This is a genomic window from Cupriavidus sp. GW822-FHT06G04 (assembly GCF_058799075.1).
In genome coordinates this window covers 62,245-87,113 of record NZ_JBXALD010000015.1, presented here as the reverse complement: position 1 = coordinate 87,113, position 24,869 = coordinate 62,245, and the positions used below count along the sequence as shown (strand labels likewise).

The following is a 24,869-nucleotide window of genomic DNA, read 5'->3' as shown; positions in this document are numbered from 1 at the left end:
GTTGGAGGGCTGCCGGTCAGAGCTAAACACGGGGCCGGCGTACGCCCACCGAATTCCGACGTTCTTAGTTTGCTACGTATTGTTCTAACGATGTCCAACTGCGGGGCGCCATCGAAATCATGTAGCCGGCAAGACCTCGGTAGAGGCCGCTTCCCCAATCACCAGAATCGGGGGGAGGCGATGCCGAACTGAGGCGCAAGTGGCCCGTGTTCCACGGCGCGAGAACACCCCCATGTCGCGGGAGAGCTTCCCGCGACTGAGGAAGCGCAATCTGCTTCCTTACGCTTGTGTAGATGGCCTCTGCGACCGCAGATTGTAGCCAATGCTTGCCACGATAATGAGCAGAATCAGGACTTGCGCGGCGACGGTCTGGACGGACGGATAAACGCCCAGGACGTCGATACGGGGCATGGAGATCGGAGTGACTTGCAGAAAACCAACTTTCTGTAGCGCAGCCACGCCTTTGCCAATCAGAACGACCGCCAATACGCCGACCAGTGCTGAGCTGAACGCAAAGAACTGACCAATCGGCAGGCGCGCCGTGGACCGTAGGAGCACGAGGGCGATCGCGGCCAGAATGGCGATACCCGACGCGAGTCCTGCGAGCAAATAGACTCCATTGCCCTCTGTCCACAGGGCAGCGTAAAAGAGGACCGTTTCGAACACTTCTCGGTAAACGGTCACGAACGACAGCAGGAAAAGCATTAGCGCCGATTTCTTGTTCAGGGCCGACGATAGCTTCGCTTTCACATAGGCCTGCCAACGACCCGCAAGACTTTTCTGGTGCATCCACATGCCGACGCCAAGCAACACAATCGCGGCAAACACTGCGGAAAAGCCTTCCGTCATCTCGCGGCTGGCGCCGCTCAGATCGACGACGTAGGTGGCGACTGCCCAGGTCAACCCGCCAGCCGCCAGCGCAGCAACCCAACCCACATGCACGTAGGGCAGGACATCGGTGCGATCCGCTTTCCTCAGGAACGCCATCATCGCGACGACCACCAACAGGGCTTCAAGGCCTTCTCGCAGCAGGATTGTTAGGGCGCCGAGGTAGGTGGATAAGGCGTCATTGGTGCCGCCCAGCGCCTCCTGTGCGTCATCAAGCTGCAATTGCAACTGCTGCGCAATATCATGAGCACGTTCCACCTGGCCCGCCGTCACAGCATTGCGATAGAGGCCCATCGTCTTCTCGATATCCTGGAAGAGCGCCTGGTTCTTGGCGGCCAGCGCCGGCTCGACGGGCTCGAAGCCGTCGAGATAGGCAGACAACGCCAGCCGCGAAGCCGCCTGCCTGTCGCCCTTGTCCAGGGCGGCCAAGCTTTCCTTCAGCTTGTCTCTGGCGATCATCAGGCTGTCGGCGCTTGACGTGCTGACCGAGGCCGGCGTGCTCCTCAGGTACGCGGTCAACTGGCGGGCGGCATCCGCCCCGACAGTCTTGGCGAGCGCAGCCTCGGAGGTCTGGCTTAACATGGCCAGCGTGGGCACGGCTGCGTGGAGAGGAGGTTGAGAGGCCCACAGCTTGACGCCGGCTTGGCGGTCGGCATCCGAATACGAGAGGGTCGAGGCAAAATAGGCGAGCGCCCAGCGATCCTCGTCCGAGAGTTGAGCAAAAGCCGGCATCGACGTCCCTTCTACCCCGCGCGTGATGATTTGCTGTAGGGCAAAGACGCTGCGCTCCTGGGCGCGCTCGTGATCGGCCAGGGCGATCGGTGGCGGGCTCAGCTTTGCCGCTAGCGGGCCGTCTGCGTGCCCGGAAACGCCGTGACACGAAGCACATTGGCTTTGATAGAGCTTTGCCCCTTGTTGCAGATCGGGCAGCTTGCCGGGGGCCATCGGGACCGGATAGGCCGCGAGGAGTCCGCTGGCCAGTTTGCGAGCTTGCTCGCCGACTGTTTCGGGCGGGGCCTTTTCTGCAATGGATGCGCGCAACGCTGCCGCTTCCTTGGCCAACTCTGGCGCGGCTGGCGTCGGCGGCAGCTCGGTTAGCTGCCGCTCGGCGGCCTGCGCGAACTCCTGCATCTCGGCATACTCGGCTTCGTTGGCGACGTGGCCATCCTTGACGGACCGGCCATAGTCGACGGCAAGGTAGTCCAGCACTTGCCAGATTTGCTTGGCCTTGTCTTGCGTGGCGAGAGGATCTGCCTGAGCGGTCGAGACCGTCACGAACAAAGAGAGCAGAACAATTGATAGGAGACGCAGGGCTTGCATAGGGGGCCTTACCGGCAGAACGGCGATATCGCGCGCAAATGCGAATGATTGTAATTCTATTTGCCCGCACGCCGCCACTATCCGGACGCAGGCGACGAAGTACGGCGCCAGGATGGTCCACCACTGCGGCCTCCGCCTCATCATCTGATCGGGGCATTATTGTCATTGAAGGGGCGACAAGTGCAGTCCAAGAGGCTTTCCAGGATGCCACACGATTCGACATCTCTGGACCCAGAACATTTCTCGCGCAACGCGACCAACTGCCCCTTCAACTGCAAGAGTTCTTCGAGGCGGACGCCCACTTGACGGATGTGTTCGTCCAATAGCGCGTTGATCTCGCCGCAATCCTGTGCCGGAATATCGCGGTATCTCAGCAAGGCGCGGACTTCATCCAGCGGCATGGCGAGCGACCGGCAGTGGCGGATGAACTCCAGGCGTTCCACGTGTGCCTCGCCATAGAGCCGGTAATTGCCTCTGCTGCGCGTGGGCTCGGGCAACAGGCCTTCTTTCTCGTAGTAGCGAATCGTTTCGACCTGGCACGCGGTGCGCTTGGCGAGTTCGCCGATCTGGATATTCATGTTCGGCTCCAAAAAAATGCTTGACACTATAGTAGCTTCAGGGTCTTTAATCCGCAACACCAGACGAAACGGAGTTGCCATGAGCGAGTGTGGGTCAAAGGGATGTGGCTGCAGCGCCACCCCAGTAGCGTTATCGGAGCCCCAACCGGCCGATGCCCGGCTGAAGCGGGCGCTCTATCGCATTGACAACATGGATTGCCCAACCGAAGAGGCGCTGATCCGCGACAAGCTGTCGAAGCTGCCCGGGGTGGCCGCGTTGGAATTCAACCTGATGCAGCGCACGCTGGCGGTGCGTCATGAGATGACGTCGCTGGCCCCCGTCGAGCAAGCGTTGTCGGCCATCGGCATGCGTGCGGTCCGGGAGGGCGAGGCGCCGGCCAAGCAAAGCACGGTGCTGGCCATCGCCAAGATGGATTGCCCAACCGAAGAGGGCCTGATTCGCGGCAAGCTTGCCGGCGTGGCCGGGGTGGCGACACTCGACTTCAACTTGGTGCAACGCACGTTGACGGTCGGCCATGATGTCGATGCGCTGCCTCGTGTGTTGGCGGCCTTGACGTCGCTGGGTTTCGACGCCGAGGTGCAGGGAGCCGCCGCACTTGCCAATCCGCCCGCCCCACCGCCCTCCTCTACGAACTGGTGGTGGCTGGCCGTGTCGGGGGTGTCGGCCACCTTGGCGGAGGTGGCGTACTGGCTCAATGGCGGCAACCATTGGGGGGTCGTCGTGCTGGCACTGGTGGCCATCTTCACCGGTGGTCTCTCCACCTACAAGAAGGGCTGGATAGCGCTCAGGAACCGCAACCTGAACATGAACGCCTTGATGTCGATTGCGGTCACCGGCGCGATGGTTATTGGTCACTGGCCCGAAGCGGCAATGGTGATGGTCCTCTTTGCACTGGCCGAAGTCATCGAGGCCAAATCGCTGGACCGCGCCCGCAACGCGATTCGAGGTTTGATGGACCTCGCCCCGGAACAGGCGACCGTTCAGCAGAGCGATGGGAGTTGGGCCGAGGTGGGCGCCAAGACGGTGGCAATCGGTAGCCGAGTGCGCGTCAAGCCAGGCGAACGCATCGCTCTCGATGGGGAGGTGCTACAGGGCCGCTCCACGGTCAATCAGGCCCCGATCACGGGCGAGAGCCTGCCGGTCGAGAAGGCCGAGGGCGACCCGGTATTCGCCGGCACCATCAACGAATCCGGCTCCTTCGAGTATCGCGTCACCGCGGCGGCCAACAATTCCACGCTCGCGCGCATTATTCACGCGGTGGAAGCCGCCCAGGGAAGCCGTGCGCCGACTCAGCGCTTCGTCGATCAGTTCGCTCGACTCTACACGCCCATTGTGTTCGCAGTGGCGTTGGCGGTGGCGGTGCTGCCACCTTTGGTGCTTGGTGCGCCGTGGCTGGCCTGGATCTACAAGGCCTTGGTCTTGCTGGTGATCGCCTGCCCCTGTGCCTTGGTCATCTCGACGCCGGTGAGCATCGTTAGCGGTCTGGCGGCCGCGGCGCGACACGGCATCCTCATCAAGGGCGGGGTGTATCTGGAAGCTGGGCGCCAGCTCAAATGGCTGGCTCTCGACAAGACCGGCACGATCACGCACGGCAAGCCTGCCCAGACCGACTTCGAGGCCTGGGGCGACGCCGAACCGGCCGAGTCTCAGCGACTCGCCGCGAGCCTGGCCGCGCGCTCCGACCACCCGGTCTCCAAGGCCGTCGCGCTGGCCGCCCAGGGCCATGGATTGGCGGCGCGGGATGTGGAGGATTTCGCCGCGTTGCCGGGGCGTGGTGTATCTGGCCGCATTGGCGGCTCGCTCTATCACCTTGGGAATCACCGCATGGTCGAGGAACTCCAGGCCTGCTCGCCAGACTTGGAGGCGCGCCTGTCTGGGCTCGAAGCCGAGGGCAAGACCGTCGTGATGCTGGTCGGCGCAAACGGTGTGCAGGCCCTGTTCGCGGTTGCCGATACGGTCAAGGACAGCAGCCGGCATGCCATCGCCGAATTGCACGCGCTGGGTGTGAAGACCGTGATGTTGACCGGGGACAATCCGCACACCGCCAGGGCGATTGCCGGCGAGGTGCGGATTGACCGTGCCCACGGCAACCTGTTGCCAGAGGATAAGCAGCGCGAAGTGGAGCGGCTGTCTTCAGAGGGCAAGGTCGGCATGGTCGGCGACGGCATCAACGATGCGCCGGCACTGGCGCGGGCCGACATTGGCTTTGCCATGGGCGCGGCCGGTACCGACACAGCGATCGAAACCGCCGATGTGGCGCTAATGGATGACGATCTGCGCAAGATTCCTACCTTTGTGCGGCTGTCCCAATCCACGGCAAACGTACTGAAGCAGAACATCGCGCTGGCCCTGGGCATCAAGGCGGTATTTTTTGTGCTCACCTTCAGTGGTCATGCCACCATGTGGATGGCGGTATTCGCCGACATGGGTGCCAGCTTGTTAGTGGTCGGCAACGGGTTGAGGTTGCTGCGTAAATGACCCTGAAGTTCTTGCTATACGACTGGGGCGGTCTTAACGTTGCCCTGTTCCAGCTCATCAATCTGAACACGCCGGCAAGCCTTACTTCCGTGGCCGGGTTCTTCAGCCTGGTCGGCAGCTATTGGACTGCTCCGCTGGTCATGCTCGGCCTGTGGGCGTGGGCACACTCGGCTGAGGAGTCTGGCCGCGCCCCGGCGATCCGGCATCAACTCGTTCGCTTTATGCTGGCGTTCGGCCTGGCGTTGGTCCTCGCCACCGCCCTGAAGCTGCTGTTCGACTTTCCGCGTCCACCGGCGCTCTATGGTGATCTAGTCCGCGTGATGGGGACAGCGGAGTGGCATTACAGTTTGCCAAGTGGTCATTCGACTTACGCCGCGCTGGCTGCGGGCGTCTTGTGGCCGCTGGTTAGCGCTCGCCTGCGAGTCGCGCTCGCCCTGTATGTCCTGCTGGTAGGCTGGTCGCGCATCGCGGCCGGCATGCACTTTCCGGCCGATGTGGTGGCCGGGTGGGCCATTGGCCTCGGCAGTCTTGCGCTGGTCAACCGGCTCCCCCTGGACCTGGCGACCAGAGTGGATGGGGCGACACCGCTCAAAGCGCCTGTCTGGTATGGCTTGGCTGGCGCTATTGCCATGGCGGATCAAGCCTCCAAATCCGCCGTCGCGCTTAGCTTCACGTACGGCGAACAAGTCCGCGTCACGCCGTTCTTCAATCTTGTTCATGTCAAAAACAATGGCGCGGCATTCAGCTTGCTGGCAAGTGCCGGCGGCTGGCAGCGCTATTTCCTCGTCGCGCTTGCGCTCGGTATATCCGTCTGGTTGATGGGGATGCTCCGCCAAGGCTTACCTCGCCTCGAAGCGGCAGGTTACAGCTTGTTCCTAGGCGGCGCGATCGGCAATGTGGTGGATCGCATGCTGCGCGGGGCAGTTATCGATTACCTTGATTTTCACTGGCAAGGCGTGCACTGGCCCGCGTTCAATCTGGCTGACGTGGCGATTTCTATCGGCGCGGTTTGCCTGGTCGGCGCCGTGATAAGGGGAAGAGAACTGGATAATCGGGGCATCGCGCCCAGGTGACGCAGGCACCCCTCGCAACGTTCGGCATGGCCGAGATGAGGTCCGCTGAGTCAGTGTGCGCAAGGCAAAATAACCAATAAGGGAAACGGTGAGTCCAATACCTGAAACGGGCGATTTGTTTGCCTCCAGAAGCAGGCATCCCAGAGCGGCGGCGAATGGGTCGGTCGGTCATCCATCTAACCGTAGGCGGCCGCATGCCGCTCAATGTAACGCGGTATTCACAACCGCACAGGAGTAGCACCATGAAATGCCCAGTATGCACCGATACCACGCTCCTCATGGCCGAGCGTCAAGGCATTGAAATCGACTATTGCCCACAATGCCGGGGCGTTTGGTTGTGCCGAGGCGAACTCGACAAGATCATCGAGCGCAGCCAGCGAGATCCCGTGTATGCGCCACCCCAGACCAGCGCCCCCGATCCGCGGCAAGGGCAAGGGCAAGGGCAAGGGCAAGCGCAAGGTTGCGATGATGACGAGTATCGCTTTGGCCGGAGCGGTCATCAGCAAGGACGACGCGGGTTTTTCAAGGATTTATTTGATTGATGCGTTGCAAATTCCCGTCCCCGGGCAATCCAGACCTGGGGACGGCATTCTCTCCGAGATGGGCCGAAAATTCCTTCGACAACCTTTTGTGGCGCGCGGCGCGCGCATCCAATCCGGCCAACCTGACGATTTGCAGAGTTGCGGTGGCAAATTCAATGCCGTGGCACTTGGTTCATCTTGTCGGCAAACAATCGATCGCACTACGCCGTTCGCGCAAGTCTAGGCCAAAGGCAGCTTGTTTCATGCATCCATTTTCACTGGAAAGCCCAGGCCTGGGTATCGAGCCTTGTGCGGGTTTAGCGAACACCATCCCTAGCTAGTAGATCCTTTGCTAGTCCATCCCTTAACGCAATTCGATGCGAAGATTTTTTCTGCCGCTGGGGCTGGCGGCTGCCATGCTCAGTCCATTCTCCGTTGTCGCCCAATCGCAACCGGCGCCCGGTAATCCCCCTTACGCCTCCCGTGAACCTGCGGGGCCGCTGACCCTCGACGCCGCGCTGGCTTTGGCCGCCGCGAGCAACTTCACCTTGTCCGCCGCCGGCAAGGAGGTGGATGCGACCGAGGGTGCCATCATGCAGGCCCGGACGATCCCCAACCCTGAGTTGGCGACGAGCGTCGAGGACACGCGAAAGGCAACCCGCAGTACGACCGGCCAAGTCAATATTCCCATTGAACTGGGCGGTAAGCGGTCGGCGCGTATCACGGCAGCCGAGCGCGGCCGGGACGTCGCGCAAGCCGAACTCAGCGCTATTCGTGCGGATCTGCGGGCCACCGTCATTGCTTCCTTCTTTGCCGTCCTGGTGGCGCAAGAGCGCGTCAAGCTGGCGTCCGGATCGGCAGATATCGCCGCCAAGGGCGCGCAGGCGGCTGCCCGGCGTGTCGCCGCGGGCAAGATCTCGCCAGTGGAGGAAACCAAGGCCCGCGTCGAACAAGCCAATGCTGAGCTGGAACTTGCCGAAGCCACTTCAGAGCTGCAATCGGCGCGGCAAGCCCTGGCGGCATTGTGGGGCAACGCCGCCCCGCAGTTCTCGGAAGCGCAAGGCGACCTGGACACATTGCCGTCCCGCCCGGCCTCTGATGTGCTGCGCACCGAACTTGAAAGCTCCCCGCTCCTGCTGGCGAGCCGGCTCGCGCTGGCGCGCCGCCAGGCACAGGTCGGCGTCGAGCGTAGTCGCCAGTATCCCGATATGACGGTGAGCCTTGGCGCCAAACGCGACAATGAAGCCAACCGCAACATGGCGGTGCTCGGTGTCGCCATCCCGTTGCCGCTGTTCGACCGCAATCAGGGGAATTTGTACGAGGCGATCCGGCGCGCCGACAAGGCGCAGGACGAATTCCTTGCGACCCAGATTCGCCTGACCAACGACCTCCAGCAGGCGTCCAACCAGCTGTCCGTTTCCCGTGCCTCCGCCCAGACGCTGAAGACGACGGTGCTCCCCGCTGCCGCGCAGGCCTATGAAGCCGCAACCAAGGGCTTCGAGGCCGGCAAGTTCAATTTCCTGGATGTGCTCGATGCGCAGCGCACGCTCTTCCAGGCGCGCATCCGATATCTCGGTGTCCTGGCGAGGACCTACCAGTCGGCTACCACCATCGATCGCATCCTTGGGCGCTAACTACGGATTCCTGAAGAATGGCTATCACAACGAAGCAAAAGGCCGCCATCGCGGCAATCATCATCGCGGGTCTGTTGGGCAGTATCGCTGTGCTGCTCACGGGGCGAACGTCGGGCAATGGCGAGGAAGGCCACGGCCACGCCGAGCATGCCGAAGCGAAGGGGCATGACGATGCCGAGCATCATGGTCAGGCGGCTAAGGAGGGCCATGCGGATGACAAGGGCCACACCGACGAGGAGCATCACGAGGCGGCAAAGAAGGGGCCGCATGGGGGAAATCTCTACACCCAAGGCGGTAACGCCATTGAGTTGGCGATGGCCGAGGAAGGCGGCGAAGCCCGGCTGAGGGTATGGACAACAAAGGATGGCAAGCCTGTCGTGGCCGAGATGTCGGTGTCTGGCGAGCTCAAGCGAGCGACCGGAGAGGTCGAGCCGCTGAGGTTCAAGCCAGAGAAGGACTTTCTGCAGAGTGCCGCCAGCATTGCGGAGCCCCACGTCTTCGATGCAACGGTAACCGTTGTTCTGCCAGGCGAGAAGGCACCGATTGTCGCGAGGCTTGCCAAGGAGCAAGGCAAGCTCGAACTAACCGCCGAGCAGCAGAAAAAGGCGGCGATCGGCATTCAGGTTGCCGGTCCCGCCAAGGTGCAGTCCGGCCTGCAATTTCCGGGCGAGATCCGCTTCAATGAAGACCGGACGGCGCACGTCGTACCACTCCTGGCCGGCGTCGTCGAGGGGGTCCCCGCCAACATTGGCCAGCAGATCAAGAAGGGCCAGGTGCTAGCTATCATCGCTAGTGCCAGTCTTGCGGGGCAGCGCAGCGAGCTTATGGCCGCACAAAAGCGGCTGGATCTCGCACATATCACGTATGAGCGCGAAAAGAAGCTCTGGGAGGAGAAGATTTCCGCCGAGCAGGACTATCTGCAAGCGAGGACCGCGCTCCAGGAAGCGCAAATCGCGGTGCAGAATGCCCAGCAAAAGCTGACTGCCATTGGTGCCAGCGCCGCTTCAAAGGGGCTGAACCAGTTCGAGCTCCGCGCGCCCTTCGACGGTATCATCGTCGAGAAGCATCTGGCGCTTGGCGAGGCGGTCAAAGAAGATGCCAACATTTTCATGATCTCCGACCTGTCCACCGTTTGGGCCGAGTTCGTCGTCTCGGCCAAGGACTTGGGCAACGTCCGTGTTGGCGAGAAGGTGACCATCAGTTCGACGTCGTTTGACGGCAAGGCAGAAGGCACGGTGTCCTACGTTGGCTCACTGCTGGGCGAGCAAACGCGGACCGCCAAGGCAAGGGTTACGCTGGTGAATCCGAATACGGCCTGGCGCCCCGGCCTCTTCGTCACGGTCAATGTGCTGGGCGCGGACGTCGAAGTGCCGGTCGCCGTCTCAGCCGATGCGGTGCAGGAGGTCAATGGCCAGAGCGTCGTCTTCGTTGCCGTGCCCGGCGGCTTTGTGGTCCAGCCGATAAAGACCGGCCGCACCAATGGCAAGGTGGTTGAAGTCCTGGAGGGCCTGAAGGCGGGCGCACGCTATGCAGCGGCGAATAGCTTTATCCTCAAGGCGGAGCTCGGCAAGGCAAGCGCCGAGCCCGAGCATTGATACGGGAGACGGCTATGTTCGAACGTATCATCCGCTTCGCCATCGAGCAGCGCTGGCTGATCCTGCTCGCCGTGTTGGGTATGGCGGCGCTGGGCGTCTATAACTACACGCGGCTGCCAATCGACGCGGTGCCGGACATCACCAATGTCCAGGTCCAGATCAATACCGCAGCGCCCGGCTCTTCGCCCCTCGAGACAGAGCAGCGCATCACGTACCCCATCGAGACCGTCATGGCCGGACTTCCCGGACTTGAGCAGACGCGCTCGCTTTCCAGGTATGGCCTGTCCCAGGTGACGGTCGTCTTCAAGGACGGCACCGACATCTACTTTGCACGCCAGCTCGTCAACCAGCGTATTCAGGAGGCCAAGGAAAAGCTTCCGGACGGCATTATGCCGGCTTTGGGCCCCATCTCGACCGGCCTGGGGGAAATCTACCTCTGGACGGTGGAAGCGGAGCTAGAGGCCAAGAAGCCGGACGGCACGACCTATACGCCAACTGACCTGCGCGAGATTCAGGACTGGGTGGTCAAGCCGCAGCTACGGAACGTGCCCGGTGTCACCGAGATCAACTCGATCGGCGGTTTTGCCAAGGAGTATCTTGTTGCCCCCAGCCTAGAGCGCCTCGCGTCATATGGGCTCACGCTGACGGATGTGGTCACGGCGCTCGACAAGAACAACGACAACGTCGGCGCCGGATACATCGAGCGGCGCGGCGAGCAGTATCTGGTGCGGGCGCCAGGGCAGGTGAAATCCATCGATGACATTCGCGACGTCATTGTCGGCACCGCGCAGGGACAGCCCATTCGCGTGCGGGACGTTGCGGACGTTGACATTGGGCGCGAACTCCGTACCGGCGCTGCCACCGAGAACGGGAAGGAAGTCGTGCTTGGCACGGTCTTCATGCTGATTGGCGAGAATAGCCGCGCGGTCTCGCAGGCAGTCGACAAGAAGATGACGGCCGTGAACCGCACCCTGCCCGAAGGGGTGAAGGTGGTGACCGTCTACGACCGTACCGTGCTGGTGGACAAGGCAATCGCCACGGTCAAGAAGAACCTGCTTGAGGGCGCGATCCTGGTCATCGTCATCCTTTTCCTGTTCCTGGGCAATATCCGCGCGGCGCTCATTACCGCGTTGGTGATCCCGCTGGCCATGCTGTTCACCTTCACGGGGATGGTGCACTACAAAATCAGCGCCAACCTGATGAGTCTGGGGGCGCTTGACTTCGGGATCATCATCGACGGTGCAGTGGTGATTGTCGAGAACTGCGTGCGCCGGCTTGCCCATGCGCAGGCCCATCATGGCAGACCGCTTACACGGACGGAGAGATTCCACGAGGTGTTCGCGGCGTCACGAGAGGCGCGCCGGCCCTTGCTGTTCGGCCAGCTCATCATCATGATTGTGTATCTGCCCATCTTCGCCCTGACCGGCGTCGAGGCGAAGATGTTCCATCCGATGGCCTTCACGGTCGTGCTCGCCTTGCTCGGGGCCATGGTGTTGTCGGTGACCTTCGTGCCGGCGGCGGTAGCGCTCTTTATCGGCAATAAAGTGGCCGAGAAAGAGAATCGCTTGATGGAATGGGCCAAGCATCGCTACGAGCCATTGCTGGACAAGTCTTTGGCGAACACGCCGGTCGTCCTGACGTTCGCGTGCGTCGCGATCGTGCTTTGCGTTGCTGTGGCATCCAGGCTCGGCAGCGAATTCGTGCCGAACCTGAACGAAGGGGATATCGCGATCCAGGCGCTGCGGATACCTGGTACCAGTCTTTCGCAGTCCGTCGAAATGCAACAGCAGGTGGAATCCACCTTGAAGGCCAAGTTCCCCGAAATCGAGCGAATTTTCTCGCGAACCGGTACGGCGGAGATTGCCACGGACCCGAACCCGCCCAACATCTCGGACGGCTACATCATGCTCAAGCCGCAGGCGGAGTGGCCCAAGCCGACCAAGACGCGGGAGGAGCTGCTCGCGGCGATTCAGGCCGAGGCCGCCAAGCTTCCCGGGAACAACTATGAGTTTTCGCAACCCATCCAGCTGCGCTTTAACGAGTTGATTTCCGGCGTGCGCTCCGATGTCGCCGTCAAGATTTTTGGGGACGACAACGCGGTGCTGAGTGAAACCGCGAACAAGATCGCGGCGGTGCTTCAAGGGATACAGGGCGCCGCCGAGGTGAAGGTGGAGCAGACGACTGGTTTGCCCATGCTAACCGTGAGCATCGACCGCCAAAAGGCCGCGCGCTATGGTCTCAATATGCGCGATGTTCAGGATGCGGTTGCAATTGCCATCGGCGGCAAAGCGGCAGGCACGTTCTTCCAGGGCGACCGTCGCTTTGAAATCCTGGTCCGGCTTCCCGATGCGGTACGGGGCGATATCGAAGCGCTGCGCCGGCTTCCGGTCCCCCTGACAAAGAATGGCGGCGACACGCGGGCCACCTATATCCCTCTCAGTGAAGTGGCGGCGTTGGAGCTGGCGCCTGGGCCTAACCAGGTGTCGCGCGAGAATGGCAAGCGCCGGATTGTGGTGAGCGCCAATGTGCGCGGTCGCGATATCGGATCGTTCGTGCCGGAGGCGGAGGCGGCGATTCAAAGTCAAGTGAAGATACCCACGGGGTACTGGATGACGTGGGGAGGGACGTTCGAGCAGTTGCAATCTGCCACGACTCGCCTGCAGATCGTGGTGCCTGTCGCGCTCCTGATGGTGTTCGTGCTGTTGTTCGCGATGTTCAACAACGTAAAGGACGGTCTGCTCGTCTTCACCGGTATTCCGTTTGCCTTGACCGGCGGCATACTGGCGCTCTGGCTGCGCGGCATTCCGCTCTCGATCTCGGCGGCGGTGGGATTCATTGCGCTCTCCGGCGTGGCGGTGCTGAACGGACTGGTGATGCTCTCGTTCATCCGTACGCTGCGGGAAGAAGGACGTTCTCTGGATGGAGCCATCCGCGTTGGGGCACTGACTCGGCTCCGGCCAGTCCTTATGACTGCGCTGGTTGCCTCGCTGGGCTTCGTTCCGATGGCGATTGCTACCGGCACGGGGGCGGAGGTGCAGAGGCCGCTCGCGACCGTAGTCATCGGGGGGATTCTGTCCTCGACCGCCTTGACGCTCCTGGTCCTGCCGGTTCTCTACCGGCTAGCTCATCGTCGGGACGAGGAGGAAGAGGTAAAGCTGTCGGCAAAGCAATCTGCCCTAGCCATTGACGTCATATCCCCATGACAGCCGTTCGATGCAAAAGCAGTACGTGTTGGGTCGTTGATTGGAAGTTGGTTGCAAGGCTGGAAAGACGGACGAAGCGACCAGAAGGCGAATGCGCATTGCCTTGCCCGACTCATCAATGAGCGCCAGGAAGACATCTTTGGAGAAGCCAATGCCAAATGTAGCAACAATCCTGGAGGTCACAGTCACAGTCACAGTCACAGTCCTGGGGGACATCTGCATTGAGGATTCTGGTGATTGAAGGCGAGATTCGGATGGCTGAATATCTTCGGAAGGGCCTGTCCGAGTCCGGGTTCGTCGTTGACGTCGCGATGACTGGAACTGACGGCATGCATCTCGCGGCTGAAATGAAGTATGACGTGGTCCTGTTGGATGTCATATTGCCAGGTGTCGACGGCTGGAGTGTCATCAAGGCGATCCGCAAGCAGAGCAACACGCCGGTGCTCTTCTTGACGGCACGGGGGGAAGTGTCAGACCGAGTGAAGGGCCTTGAGCTCGGCGCAGACGACTACCTGGTGAAGCCATTTGCGTTCGCGGAGCTCCTGGCCAGAATACGGCGTTGCTTGCGGCGAAGCACGGGAGGCGAATCGGAACGTCTGTGCATTGCCGATCTTGATATCGATGTGTTAGGGCGACGGGTGTTCCGCGGTGATGCGAAAGTGGAGTTAACCACTCAAGAGTTTCGCTTGCTTCATCTGCTCGCCAGACGCTGCGGCGAAGTCTTATCGCGCTCATACATAGCTTCGCACGTGTGGGATGTCAATTTCGATACTGACACCAACGTGGTGGATGTCGCGATTCGTCGTGTACGGGCCAAAATAGACGAGCCGTTTAAAGCTAAACTTATCCACACGGTTCGCGGTATGGGCTACGTACTGGACCCTGAGCGAGGGTCGTAGAATTCACGTCGTAGGTGCGAGGCGCCCCCAAAAAAGCTTCCAAGTGCAAGCACTGCGGCGGCCGCAGTTGCTTGCACGGCCCGCATGCCAACCGCATCATCAAGCTGGTCCGCCACGCGCAGAAACGGAAGGAGTTCGAACGATGAGATCCCTGCAGTAATTGCAGCTCTGGGTTGTCGAGGTTGTTGGCCAGGTATGGACTCAAGCAGCCGATACCAGTCAACACCCCGCGGGGGTGATCCTTCGCGAACGCTTTGGATCGGCGGCGGTTCTCGACCTGGCGTAATCGTTGTAGGATTCGTTCTGGTTGGTGGTAATAGTGGATTCCTGGCGCTTCTGGCGGCTGCCGATCCATTCGAGCAGGAACATTGGACGCATAACTTGCCAGATCAGCGCGCCAACCTTGAGTGGTAAGCGCCCCAAAATCAGGGGGCTAGGTGCCGCACAGGCCGCCGATTTTTTAGGAGATTCAAGATGAAGAACAGTATTCGGAAAGTGAGTATCCACACTACGCTCCTTGTGACGAGCCTCTTGGCAAGTTCCATGGCACTTGCACACGCTGACGATGTCGAGGGCACCGTGGAGCGGGTCGACGCGAAGGCCAGGAGCTTTGTCATCAAAGGTCAAACGATCCATGTCGACGCAGGTACCAAATATGACGATGGTCTGAATCGCTTTGAGGACATCAAAATCGGTGATCGCCTTGAGGTCGACGTTCATGAAAAAGATGGTCGCAAAGTTGCCCATGAGATCGACCGGGAAGATTAGCCAAACTCTCGATACAGGCGCCTCTCTGGGAAGTCACCGCCAGATCCCGCAAAAAAGGTACGACTACCCCTTCATGCAAACGTCGACCCCACTGCCGACACCCTTTGCCGCCGCGGCGCTGGCCGCCGCCGCGCTGTGCGCGACCGCACCGGCGCTGGCGCAGCCAGCGCGCATCGCCGTAGTCAATTCCGAACTTATCCTGCGCGACTCGCAGCCCGCCAGGCAGGCCCAGAACAGTCTTGCACAGGAGTTTGCCGAGCGCGACGGTGAACTGCAGGACACGGCCCGGAAAATCAGGGCCTTGGGCGACAAGCTCGGCAAGGACGCGGCCGTGCTGACCGATCCTGACCGTCAGCGCCGCCAACGCGAAGTGGTCGAGATGGACCGCGAGTTCCAGCGCAAGCAGCGTGAATTCCGAGAGGACCTGCAACAGCGCCGCAACGAGGAGCTGGCCCGGTTGCAGGAGCGCGCCCGCCAGGCGATTCGCCAGCTGGCCGAGCAGCGCGGGTACGATCTGGTCATACAGGACGCGGTCTATGTGAATCCGCGCATTGACATCACCGACGACGTGATGAAGGCGCTGAACGCCAGCGGCAAGTGATGAAGCCATCCGCGTTGGCGCGTTGACTCGGCTCAGGCCAGTTCTCATGACAGCGCTTGTTGCCTCCCTGGGCTTCGTTCCGATGGCGATTGCGACCGGTACGGGAGCAGGGGTGCAACGCCCCCTCGCGACGGTGGTCATCGGCGGGATTCTGTCCTCGACCGCCTTGACGCTCCTGGTCCTGCCGGTTCTCTACCGGCTGGCGCATCGTCGGGACGAGAATGAGGAACTCGCGGTTTCGGTGGCACAACCCGCTTGACCGCGTGGGGCGGATGTCAGCGAATACCGACATCCGTTCCCGTCATATCAGGAGATGGCAATGGGCAAAGGACACGATCACAGTCATGCAACGGGAAACGAGCGCGCGTTGAAGTTTGCGGTTGCCCTGACTTCGAGGTTTCTTCTTGTGGAGTTGGTCGGTGGGATTCTGACCAAGAGCCTGGCGCTGATAAGGGGGGCGGAATGGATGGAGCCAAAGGCGGAGTGAATCGGTCGCTCCTGTGGATGTTATCTGTTTCCATATGCGGCACGATTCTGCTCATCGGGCTGCTGGCAGCGGCAGCGTCGTTCTGGTTCGCCTTTGAGGCGGCGCGCGACCTGCAGGACGGCGAACTGCGGGAAATTGCTTGGCTGATCTCTCCTGGTGATGCCAGGCTCCTTGCCTCGCAAGATGGGTTCGCGCAAGTCGACGAACCGGAGATCGGAATCTGGGTGCTCAAGACATCCAAGCTAGCCACCCGCGTGGTCACGCCGGACCTATCGTTGACCGTCCCGGGCGGGCTATCTGGTGGACTGCACACCATCGACTCGCATGGGGAGGCGTGGCGCATCTACGTCAGAACGGTGGGAGCGGAAGATGGTCTGGCTGTCGCGCAGCGAACGTCGGCGCGAGACGAGATTGCGCGCGACAGTGCGCTGCGCACGCTCATCCCTCTGTTGTCCGTAATCCCTAGCCTGATCCTGCTGGCCGGATTTCTTATCCGAATCCTGCTTCGGAAGGTGCAGCAACTCTCTGCAGAGGTCGATAGGAAGGGCGACACAGATTTGGCACCGCTCGCCACGGCGGGTGTACCGTCGGAAATCCTGCCGTTTGTCAGTTCCACGAACAGGCTGCTTGGTCGATTGCAGTCTGCCATCGCACAGCAGCGCCAGTTTGTCGCCGACGCGGCGCATGAACTGCGCTCGCCGGTTGCCGCGATGACGCTTCAGTTGGAGAACGCCTTGATCAGCGCGGAGGCGGATCCTAAAGCAATCTTGGCTCGCCTTGCTCCGTTGGGTGCGAGCGTCACGCGCGTGCGCACCCTGGTTGAGCAACTGCTGCTTCTGGCCGAATGCGAGGCAGGCCCGCCGACTGTCAGTCACAGCATCGATGCTAAAGCTGTGGTCATCGATGTCCTTGGGGAGATATTCCCGTTCGCGGATTCCAAGGACATCGACCTTGGTTTGGATGTCGGGGAGGCACTGACCATTCGAGGAAACGAGCCGAGTTTTCGTGCGCTGATTCGCAACGCCATCGACAATGCGGTCCTTTACACACCACCAGGCGGGAAGGTTGATGTACGACTGTATCGAGAGGGTAATGCTGCCGTGTTCGAAGTGGAAGACTCCGGACCAGGCATCCCAGAAGGAGAGCTTCCTCGGGTGTTTGACGCGTTCTATCGGATTGTCGGGTCGAGGCAGTCAGGGAGTGGGCTTGGGCTGGCTATCGTCCGGAGTGCAGCGGCAAGACTCCATGGGAAAGTCAGTTTGCATACCATCACGTCGGACGGCAAGACAGGTTTGCGGTTTGTGTACACGCAAGCCCTCGCTAACGATGAGAGTAGGCGTGCAGCATTGTAGTGGCGGCCGCGCGGCAAGCCGACGCGTACTAGTAGTGGATCGCAATGCGGCAATGATTCCTGCGTATGCGACGTCACTACATGAGGCGGGGTGTTTCTAGGGTCGCGCGTTATTCGCCACTATTACGATAAGCCATCTTATCGATATGGCAATGTTTTCCGGCTAAACTACCAGTTTGCAATGTTTGCAATTTGCGGCCGACCGAGCGCGGGGGAGCCTTCCACCCCTGCCCGCCGGATGACTTCCCGATGCCAGCCTCGCCCACATCCCCAGACATGCCCGATGCGGCCTCGCTGGCCGCCTTGCGCGCCTGGTACGCCGGTGCCCCGTCGCGCCAGGCGGTCGAGCGCTATTGTCCCGACGCACTGGAGAGGGGCCAATCCGCGCGCGGTGTGCTGGGGCAGATCCGGCGACAACTGGCTGAGGTTGCCTTGCGGCGTCACCGCCCCGATCTGGCCGCTCTGTTTCAGGCAGGCGTCACGACGCGCCCGGTTGAGGCCAAAACGATCGCTCGCGCGATAGAAGCACTGCGATCCTCGCCGACGCCTGAACCCGGGGTCAGTGACGATATCGATCTGTGGCTGCCCGCACGCGCGGTAACGGCGCTGCGTGCCCGCGGCATCGCCACGCTGGCGGACCTGACCGTACGCATCCCGCGGCGACGGCGATGGTGGGCAACGATTCCGGGACTGGGCGCCAGAAGCGCTCAGCACATCGAATCGTTCTTCGCCGCACAACCCCAGTTGACCGAACGGGCGCGCGCCTTGATCAAGGCGGCACCGGCCGAGCCCATCGTGCCCTGGGAACGGATCCGGCTGCCGCATGAGGTCGACGGCACGCGCGGCGCGTTTCGCGCACCAAGGCGGATGTGCACGCTCGCGGCCAACAATGACCATGACGCGATCAATGCCTGGCTGGGCCTGCATGAATCTGCCGAGACGCTACGTGCCTACCGCAAGGAGGCCGAACGCCTGCTGTTGTGGGCGATTATCGAACGGGGCAAGGCGCTCTCGTCGCTGGCGACGGAAGACGCCACTGCCTACCGCACCTTCCTGCGCCGCCCAACGCCGCACCAACGCTGGGTTGGACCTGCACGGCCTCGTTCTTCACCGGAGTGGCGCCCCTTCACCGGCGGGCTGTCGGCGCGCTCGATCGCCTATGCCCTGTCGGTCCTGGGTGCGATGTTCCGCTGGCTGATCCAGCAGCGCTATGTGCTGGCCAATCCGTTTGCCGGCCTCAAGGTGCGCGGTGGCCAGCGTGGTGCTGACCTGGACGCCTCCCGGGCGTTCACGGCGGGTGAGTGGGAGTTGACCCGAACTATCGCCGACGGGCTCGAGTGGTCGCACGGCTGGACAGCGTCGGCCGCGCAGCGCCTGCGCTTCCTGCTCGATTTCGGGTATGCCACGGGGCTGCGCGCCAGCGAACTGGTGGGCGTGACGCTCGGCGGCATCGAGATCGGCGCGCGCGGCGAACGCTGGCTACACCTGGTGGGCAAGGGCGCCAAGCCTGGCAAGGTCGCGTTGCCGCCACTGGCCCGCCACGCGCTCGACCAGTACCTGGCGCAGCGCGGCCTGCCGGTGACGCCCGCGCGCTGGAAGGGGGACACGCCGCTCGTCGCCAATCTGGAACGGTCGGAAGGGATCACCACGCCGCGGCTGCGGGACGTGCTGCGCCGTTTCTTCCAGCTGGCGGCCGAATCGATCCAAACCGACCACCCCGCCCTGGCGGACAAGCTGCGCCGCGCCACGCCGCACTGGATCCGGCACACCCATGCGACCCACGCTCTTGCGCAAGGCGCTACGCTGACCACGGTGCGCGATAACCTGCGCCATGCGTCGATCACCACCACCTCGATCTATCTGCACGACGACGAGGTGCAGCGCGCTCGGCAGCTGGAGCAGGCCTTCGCGCGCCGATAGGTCATGCAGCCGATCCACGAGACCGCCTATCCGGCGCTGCCGGGCGAACTCAGCGCAGCCGAACTGAAGGCGGCCTTCACACTGACCGCGGCCGAAGTCCGCTTTGCGCGAAGCCAGGCTCGCCAGACCTCGACCTCGGTCCTGATCCTCGTTCAGCTCAAGCTGCTGCAGCGCCTCGGCTACTTCCCGATGCTGGCCGATGTGCCGGCCGCCGTGATCGACCATGTTGCTTCGGCGCTGCGCACCCGTCCCCTGTCGCGCCGCACGGTCTTGCGCTACGACGTCTCGGGCACCCGGTCACGGCACCAGAAACTGCTGCGCGCCCACGTTGGCATCCGGCAGGTGGACGCCGACGCCCAGGAATGGCTACATGTGCTGGCCTCGGAAGCCGCGCACACCAAGGTCGAGTTGCCGGACATCGTCAACGTCCTAATTGAAGAGCTCATCCGGGGACGGTATGAACTGCCGCCGCTGGCGGGCTTGCAGCGGATCGCTGCCCTAGCTCGCCACCGATGCAATGAGGCCATCTATCGGTTCATCTCCGAGGCGCTGGATGCTTCGCTCATGGCCAGTATCGACGCGTTATTCGAAGGCAATGGCGGCAAGTCCGGCTGGGAACAGTTGAAGCGCGAGCCCAAACGCCCGGCCACGCGCGAGATCGCCAGCTTCCTCAAGCACATCCAGGGTCTGCGGAAGCTGGCCGACGGGCTGCCGGCCGCGCCAGCCGTGCTATCGGTGCCCAAGCGAGCGCAACTGATCACCGAAGCGCGTGCGCTGGACATTGCCGAGATCCGCTCGCTCAAGCCCGTCAAGCGCTATGCGCTGGCGGTGCTTTTCATTCAGGCCCAGCTGCAGAAGGCGCTCGACGACGTGGCGGAGATCTTCATCAAGGTCATGCGCAAGTTCGAGTCGATCGCCAGGACTCGGCTACAGCAATATCAACTGGCCCATGCCGACGCGCTGGAGGGCTTGGTCAGCCAGTTCCGTGACGTGCTGCAGGTTCTGCAGGACGACGGCATTGCCGACATCTTCCGTCTCCAGAAAGTGCGAGAAGTCCTCGGTGACGATGCCGTCGGCGCGCTGGCCCGCTGTAACGAGCATATCGCGTACGCCGGCAACTTCGATCTGCCGTTCATGCTCGCGCCGTACCGCCCGCAGCGCTCCCTGCTGTTCCAGTGTGTCGAGGTGCTGCCGCTGCGATCCAGTTCCCAGGACAGGGCCGTGTTGGTGGCGCTCGCCTGGATGCAGGGCTTCCGGACCTCGCATCGCGAGTATCTGCAGCTCACCGACGAAGACCTGACGCAGCTGCCGCTTGACTGGATCCCAGACAAGTGGCAGAAGGCCATCTTCCCGGGAGGCCGTTCCACGCGTCTGCTGCACCGCCGGTACTTCGAACTGTGCGTGTTCCACCAGGTGATGCGCGAGCTGAATTCGGGCGATCTCTACGTCGAGGGCAGCGATCACTTTGACGACTACCGCGTGCACCAGGTCTCGCAAGAGGAGTTCAGCCGCGAATTGCCGCGCTACTGCGAAATGGTGGGACTGCCAACGGACGGCAAGAGCTTCGTCAAGGAACTGCAGGAAAGACTGAGCACGGCGCTCGAGGAAGTCGATGCAAACGTGCCAGACAACGACGGCATCGAACTCAACGAGCAGGGTCTGGTCATCCACCGGCCCGGCAGGGAGCCCGAGCCACCCAACAAGATGCTGATCGACCAGGCCATCACGGCGTCGATGCCGCAGATCAGCATCCTGGACTTGCTGACCGAGACCGAGCAGTGGTTGGATTTGCACAAGCTATTCGGGCCGTTGTCCGGGTTCGAAGCCAAGCTCGACGATCCGCGCAAGCGCTTCATCAGCACGCTGTTCTGCTATGGCTGCAACCTCGGTCCCAGCCAGACGGCGCGCTCCGTCAAGGGTCTGAGCCGCAAGCAAGTCGCCTGGTTGAACCTGCGCCACATCACGGAAGAGCGGCTCGACAAGGCCGTCGTCAAAGTCATCAACGCCTACAATCAGTTCGCACTGCCGAAATACTGGGGCTCTGGCAAGCGGGCTTCCGCAGACGGGACCAAGTGGAATCTGTACGAGCAGAACCTGCTGTCCGAGTACCACATCCGGTATGGCGGCTACGGCGGGATCGGCTACTATCACGTGTCCGACATGTACATCGCGCTCTTCAGCAACTTCATTCCCTGCGGCGTGCATGAGGCGGTCTACATCCTGGATGGACTGATCCACAACGGCTCGGATATCCAGCCTGACACCATTCATGGCGACACCCAGGCCCAGAGCGGGCCGGTGTTTGGCTTGTCCTACCTGCTGGGCATCAATCTGATGCCGCGGATGCGCAATATCAAGGACCTGGTCCTGTACAAGGCCGACAAGCGTCGGAAGTATGACCACATCGAACGGCTGTGCCGGCGGTCCATCGACTGGTCCCTGATCGAACGGCACTATCCCGACATGATGCGGGTCACGGTCTCGATCAAAGCGGGCAAGATGACGCCCTCAACCATCCTACGCCGGCTGGGCTCGGAGAGCGCCAAGAACAAGCTTTACTTTGCGTTCCGGGAACTGGGCCGGGTGATCCGCACGCTGTTCCTGCTCAAGTACCTGAACGACCCGGAGCTGCGCCGAGTCATCCATGCCGCCACGAACAAGAGCGAGCAGTTCAACGACTTCGCGCAGTGGCTGATGTTTGGCGGCGACGGTACCATTGCCGAGAACCTGCGGCACGAGCAGCGCAAGGTGATCAAGTACAACCAGCTCGTGGCCAACATGGTCGTCCTCTACAACGTGCAGTGGATGTCGCGCAAGCTGAAGGAACTGCAGGAGAAGGGGCATCCCATTGACGCCGAGGTGCTCAAGGCGCTGTCACCCTACCGGCGCGAGCATATCAACCGACTGGGCGATTACCTGCTGGACCTGCAGCGGCGCGTGCCGCCGTTGGATCCATCGATTGATTTTTCTTTAAAATCAGCCGCTTAGCGGAGATGTGGCGGATTTTTTACGAATCCCGGCCGATCCTCTTTCCGGCGGTCATGTGCGCCCCTTATCTTCATGCTATCATTTTCGAAAATGACGAAATGATGCGCGCCAATGAAAGCCACTTCCAATGTTGTTACCAGCCCAACCTGTGAAGTAGCGTGCTTCGAGCAAGAAAAGGTCGCCGCGATCAAGGCCGATCTCGCTAAGGATGAGCATCTGCTGCCCCAGTTGGCCGAGCTGTACAAACTGTTGGGGAATGCCGTGCGCCTGAAAATCCTGCTGGCGCTGGCTGATCGCGAACTGTGTGTGTGCGACATCGCCCATGTGCTGAGCCTGAGCGTGGCCGCCACCTCGCATCAGCTCAAGCTGCTGCGCGACCGAGGCTGGTTGACGATGCGCAACGACGGGAAAATGGTCTATTACCGGCTCCATAACGAGAGTCTGCTCAACGCCCTCAAGGGCGATCTGTGCCTCCTGCAGCAGCGTCTCGCCTAACCCGTTCACCGACCGGAGAGCGCTCATGTCATCCGCTCCTCAACAGCCAATGCAAGCTGCCGCCTGCGGCGACTGTTCCTGCTCGGCAGTGACAACAAAGGCTGGACAGTCGACGCCAGTGATGGACAGCTTGTCCGGCCGACTGCTGGCGCTGTTTAGCGCGGTCCTGGTCCTGGTCGTCTTGCTGGCCGTGTTTGCGGAATCGCTCGGCTGGTTCGACCGGCTCAATGATGTCGTGCCGTGGCCGGTGTGGCTCGCTATCGTGGCCGCCGGCGGCTACCCGATCTTTCGCTCGGTGCTGCAGGCGGCGTTCAAGCGCAAAATCACGTCGCACACCCTGATGACGGTCGGGCTGATCGCCGCCGTCACCGTCGGCGCCTGGCCGGCCGCCGTGATGATCGTCGGTTTCATGCGGCTGGCCGACTACATTGAACACTTCACCGCCACCCGTGCCCGCACGGCCGTGCGCCAGCTCACCGAAATGGCGCCGCAGACGGCGCGCGTCGAGCGGATTGGCCGCGAGGTCGAGTTGCCGCTGGCAGGCGTGCAGGTGGGCGATATCGTCATCGTCCGTCCCGGCGAGCAGATTCCGGTCGACGGCGACGTGATTGGCGGGCAGGCGACGATTAACCAGGCCGCCATCACCGGGGAGTCGATGCCGGTCGAGGCCGGACCAGGCCGCCGCGTGTTCGCGGCCAGTTTTGCGCAGCTTGGTCACTTGCGCATCCGCGTCACGCACATCGGCGCCGAGTCGACCTTCGGTCGCGTCATCAAACTGGTCGAAGAAGCCGACCGGCACCGCGCTCCCATCCAGCGGATCGCGGACCGCTTTGCAACCTGGTATCTGCCGGTGGTGATCGGCGTGGCGCTCGTCACCTACTTCGTCAGCGACAATACCCTGGCGACGGCGGCGGTGCTGATGGTGGCGTGCTCCTGCTCGTTCGCGCTGGCCACGCCGGTGGCGATGATCGCCTCCATTGGTGCCTCGGCCAAGCGCGGTCTCCTGATCAAGGGTAGCAAATACCTGGAATTGCTCGCGAAAGCGGATGTTGTGCTGCTCGACAAGACCGGCACGTTGACGCTCGGCCAGCCGCGTATCACCGACATCGTCCCTTTCGACGATGCACTCGAACCAGACCAGTTACTCACGCTCGCCGCCAGTGCAGAGCGCTATTCCGAGCACCCCTTGGCCGAAGCGGTGCGTGCCGCCGCCGCACAACGCCATTTGTCCCTGCTCGATATCCCCGACTTCACCGCACTGCCGGGCCTGGGCGTGCGTGCGCGCCTGGACATCGGTGAAGTGAGCGTGGGCAGCCGGCGCCTGCTCGGCGACGCCAGCATGGCAGCCACCGCAGCGCAGCTGGAAGCGGAAGGAAAGACCTTGCTGTTTGTCGCCATCGATGGCAAGCCGGCCGGCGTATTAGCGGCGATGGATACGCTGCGTCCCGAAGTGCCGGCCGCCTTGCGGGAATTGCAGCAACTGGGCATACGGCATCTGGAGTTACTCACCGGCGATAACGAACGTACGGCGGCGGCACTGGCTGCGCCGCTCGGACTGGCGTACCGTGCCAACCTGATGCCCGATGACAAAATCGCGATCGTGCGCGAACACCAGCGGCAGGGCCGTATCGTCGTCATGGTCGGCGACGGCGTCAACGATGCGCCGGCCTTGGCGCAAGCCGATGTCGGTATCGCCATGGGCGCCGCCGGCAGCGGCATCGCGATCGATGCCGCCCACATTGCGCTGATGCGCGAGGATTGGTCGCTGGTGCCGGAAGTGCTGCACGTCGCCCGCCGCACCATGAACGCCGTCAAGATCAATATCGGCTTTACCGCCCTGTACAACTTGACCGGCTTGTCGCTGGCCTCGCTCGGCATTCTGCCGCCGACCATCGCCGCCATTGCGCAATCCGGTCCCGATTTCGGCATCCTGATCAATTCCGCGCGCTTGCTGCGCACGCGCGGCCGGGCAGATGCCGTTGCACAAGATAACCCCGTCGAACCGTTTACCCGCGCAACTGTACCGCTGAAGCCAACCGCTACACCGCGACAATCCCCCAGGTAATGAA

16 protein-coding genes and 2 pseudogenes are annotated in these 24,869 nt (G+C 62.1%); 16 read left to right on the top strand and 2 right to left on the bottom strand.

The genetic code is table 11. The annotated features are described in order from the left end of the window. Positions 1-279: 279 nt before the first annotated feature. A complete protein-coding gene (locus AC1RKI_RS26790) occupies positions 280-2,208 on the bottom strand; it encodes an FTR1 family protein (RefSeq protein ID WP_061958522.1) in 1,929 nt (642 codons plus the stop codon). Positions 2,209-2,348: 140 nt separating this feature from the next. Continuing rightward, on the bottom strand, positions 2,349-2,786 hold the full coding sequence (cadR, locus tag AC1RKI_RS26785; RefSeq protein WP_061958521.1) for a Cd(II)/Pb(II)-responsive transcriptional regulator: 438 nt from the start codon (positions 2,784-2,786) through the stop codon (positions 2,349-2,351). A 79-nt stretch (positions 2,787-2,865) separates the two neighbouring features. Between cadR and AC1RKI_RS26780 the strand changes: the two genes are divergently transcribed. From AC1RKI_RS26780 to AC1RKI_RS26705, 16 genes and pseudogenes are all read left to right on the top strand, one after another. Further along, a complete protein-coding gene (locus AC1RKI_RS26780; protein ID WP_061958517.1) occupies positions 2,866-5,265 on the top strand; it encodes a cation-translocating P-type ATPase in 2,400 nt (799 codons plus the stop codon). Beyond that, positions 5,262-6,338 carry a signal peptidase II gene (gene lspA / locus AC1RKI_RS26775; protein ID WP_061958516.1) on the top strand — a complete coding sequence of 359 codons (1,077 nt, stop codon included), beginning with the start codon at positions 5,262-5,264 and terminating at the stop codon, positions 6,336-6,338. Before AC1RKI_RS26780 ends, lspA begins: the two co-directional genes overlap by 4 nt. 242 nt (positions 6,339-6,580) lie before the next feature. Beyond that, the gene (locus AC1RKI_RS26770; protein ID WP_084004119.1) at positions 6,581-6,880 is read left to right on the top strand and encodes a TFIIB-type zinc ribbon-containing protein; all 300 of its coding nucleotides are present in this window, start codon (positions 6,581-6,583) and stop codon (positions 6,878-6,880) included. Positions 6,881-7,236: 356 nt separating this feature from the next. Then, a complete protein-coding gene (locus AC1RKI_RS26765; protein WP_061958514.1) occupies positions 7,237-8,493 on the top strand; it encodes a TolC family protein in 1,257 nt (418 codons plus the stop codon). A gap of 17 nt (positions 8,494-8,510) precedes the next feature. After that, positions 8,511-10,088, top strand: coding sequence for an efflux RND transporter periplasmic adaptor subunit (locus tag AC1RKI_RS26760; RefSeq protein ID WP_061958513.1), 1,578 nt, complete (start codon positions 8,511-8,513; stop codon positions 10,086-10,088). A 14-nt stretch (positions 10,089-10,102) separates the two neighbouring features. Beyond that, complete coding sequence (locus AC1RKI_RS26755) at positions 10,103-13,291, top strand: efflux RND transporter permease subunit (protein ID WP_061958512.1); 3,189 nt, start codon at positions 10,103-10,105, stop codon at positions 13,289-13,291. A gap of 221 nt (positions 13,292-13,512) precedes the next feature. Then, positions 13,513-14,190: a heavy metal response regulator transcription factor gene (locus AC1RKI_RS26750; protein ID WP_061958511.1), complete on the top strand. Its 678-nt coding sequence runs from the start codon at positions 13,513-13,515 to the stop codon at positions 14,188-14,190. 474 nt (positions 14,191-14,664) lie between these two features. Then, on the top strand, positions 14,665-14,958 hold the full coding sequence (locus AC1RKI_RS26745; protein ID WP_061958510.1) for a DUF5666 domain-containing protein: 294 nt from the start codon (positions 14,665-14,667) through the stop codon (positions 14,956-14,958). Between the two features lie 73 nt (positions 14,959-15,031). After that, positions 15,032-15,559 (top strand): OmpH/Skp family outer membrane protein, encoded by a 528-nt coding sequence (locus AC1RKI_RS26740; protein ID WP_061958509.1) that lies wholly within the window; start codon positions 15,032-15,034, stop codon positions 15,557-15,559. Further along, positions 15,558-15,818 (top strand): annotated as a pseudogene (locus tag AC1RKI_RS26735) (efflux RND transporter permease subunit); the annotation flags it as partial. The gene AC1RKI_RS26740 and the pseudogene AC1RKI_RS26735, both read left to right, overlap by 2 nt. Positions 15,819-15,878: 60 nt before the next feature. Beyond that, a pseudogene (locus tag AC1RKI_RS26730) lies at positions 15,879-16,028 on the top strand (cation transporter); the annotation flags it as partial. Continuing rightward, positions 16,022-17,398, top strand: a complete 1,377-nt coding sequence (locus tag AC1RKI_RS26725; RefSeq protein ID WP_084004118.1) for an ATP-binding protein — start codon at positions 16,022-16,024, stop codon at positions 17,396-17,398. The pseudogene AC1RKI_RS26730 and the gene AC1RKI_RS26725, both read left to right, overlap by 7 nt. Positions 17,399-17,646: 248 nt before the next feature. Then, a complete protein-coding gene (locus AC1RKI_RS26720) occupies positions 17,647-19,317 on the top strand; it encodes a site-specific integrase (RefSeq protein ID WP_061958506.1) in 1,671 nt (556 codons plus the stop codon). Positions 19,318-19,320: 3 nt separating this feature from the next. Further along, positions 19,321-22,305 carry a Tn3 family transposase gene (locus tag AC1RKI_RS26715; RefSeq protein WP_061958505.1) on the top strand — a complete coding sequence of 995 codons (2,985 nt, stop codon included), beginning with the start codon at positions 19,321-19,323 and terminating at the stop codon, positions 22,303-22,305. A gap of 111 nt (positions 22,306-22,416) precedes the next feature. Next, complete coding sequence (locus AC1RKI_RS26710) at positions 22,417-22,800, top strand: ArsR/SmtB family transcription factor (protein ID WP_061958504.1); 384 nt, start codon at positions 22,417-22,419, stop codon at positions 22,798-22,800. A 262-nt stretch (positions 22,801-23,062) separates the two neighbouring features. Next, positions 23,063-24,865, top strand: a complete 1,803-nt coding sequence (locus AC1RKI_RS26705; RefSeq protein ID WP_492797970.1) for a heavy metal translocating P-type ATPase — start codon at positions 23,063-23,065, stop codon at positions 24,863-24,865. The last annotated feature ends 4 nt before the right edge of the window (positions 24,866-24,869 follow it).

Coding starts and splice junctions, on each gene's coding strand:
- AC1RKI_RS26790 (WP_061958522.1), bottom strand. CDS start 2,208: ATGCAAGCCCTGCGTCTCCTATCAATTGTTCTGCTCTCTTTGTTCGTG.
- cadR (WP_061958521.1), bottom strand. CDS start 2,786: ATGAATATCCAGATCGGCGAACTCGCCAAGCGCACCGCGTGCCAGGTC.
- AC1RKI_RS26780 (WP_061958517.1), top strand. CDS start 2,866: ATGAGCGAGTGTGGGTCAAAGGGATGTGGCTGCAGCGCCACCCCAGTA.
- lspA (WP_061958516.1), top strand. CDS start 5,262: ATGACCCTGAAGTTCTTGCTATACGACTGGGGCGGTCTTAACGTTGCC.
- AC1RKI_RS26770 (WP_084004119.1), top strand. CDS start 6,581: ATGAAATGCCCAGTATGCACCGATACCACGCTCCTCATGGCCGAGCGT.
- AC1RKI_RS26765 (WP_061958514.1), top strand. CDS start 7,237: ATGCGAAGATTTTTTCTGCCGCTGGGGCTGGCGGCTGCCATGCTCAGT.
- AC1RKI_RS26760 (WP_061958513.1), top strand. CDS start 8,511: ATGGCTATCACAACGAAGCAAAAGGCCGCCATCGCGGCAATCATCATC.
- AC1RKI_RS26755 (WP_061958512.1), top strand. CDS start 10,103: ATGTTCGAACGTATCATCCGCTTCGCCATCGAGCAGCGCTGGCTGATC.
- AC1RKI_RS26745 (WP_061958510.1), top strand. CDS start 14,665: ATGAAGAACAGTATTCGGAAAGTGAGTATCCACACTACGCTCCTTGTG.
- AC1RKI_RS26740 (WP_061958509.1), top strand. CDS start 15,032: ATGCAAACGTCGACCCCACTGCCGACACCCTTTGCCGCCGCGGCGCTG.
- AC1RKI_RS26725 (WP_084004118.1), top strand. CDS start 16,022: ATGGATGGAGCCAAAGGCGGAGTGAATCGGTCGCTCCTGTGGATGTTA.
- AC1RKI_RS26720 (WP_061958506.1), top strand. CDS start 17,647: ATGCCAGCCTCGCCCACATCCCCAGACATGCCCGATGCGGCCTCGCTG.
- AC1RKI_RS26715 (WP_061958505.1), top strand. CDS start 19,321: ATGCAGCCGATCCACGAGACCGCCTATCCGGCGCTGCCGGGCGAACTC.
- AC1RKI_RS26710 (WP_061958504.1), top strand. CDS start 22,417: ATGAAAGCCACTTCCAATGTTGTTACCAGCCCAACCTGTGAAGTAGCG.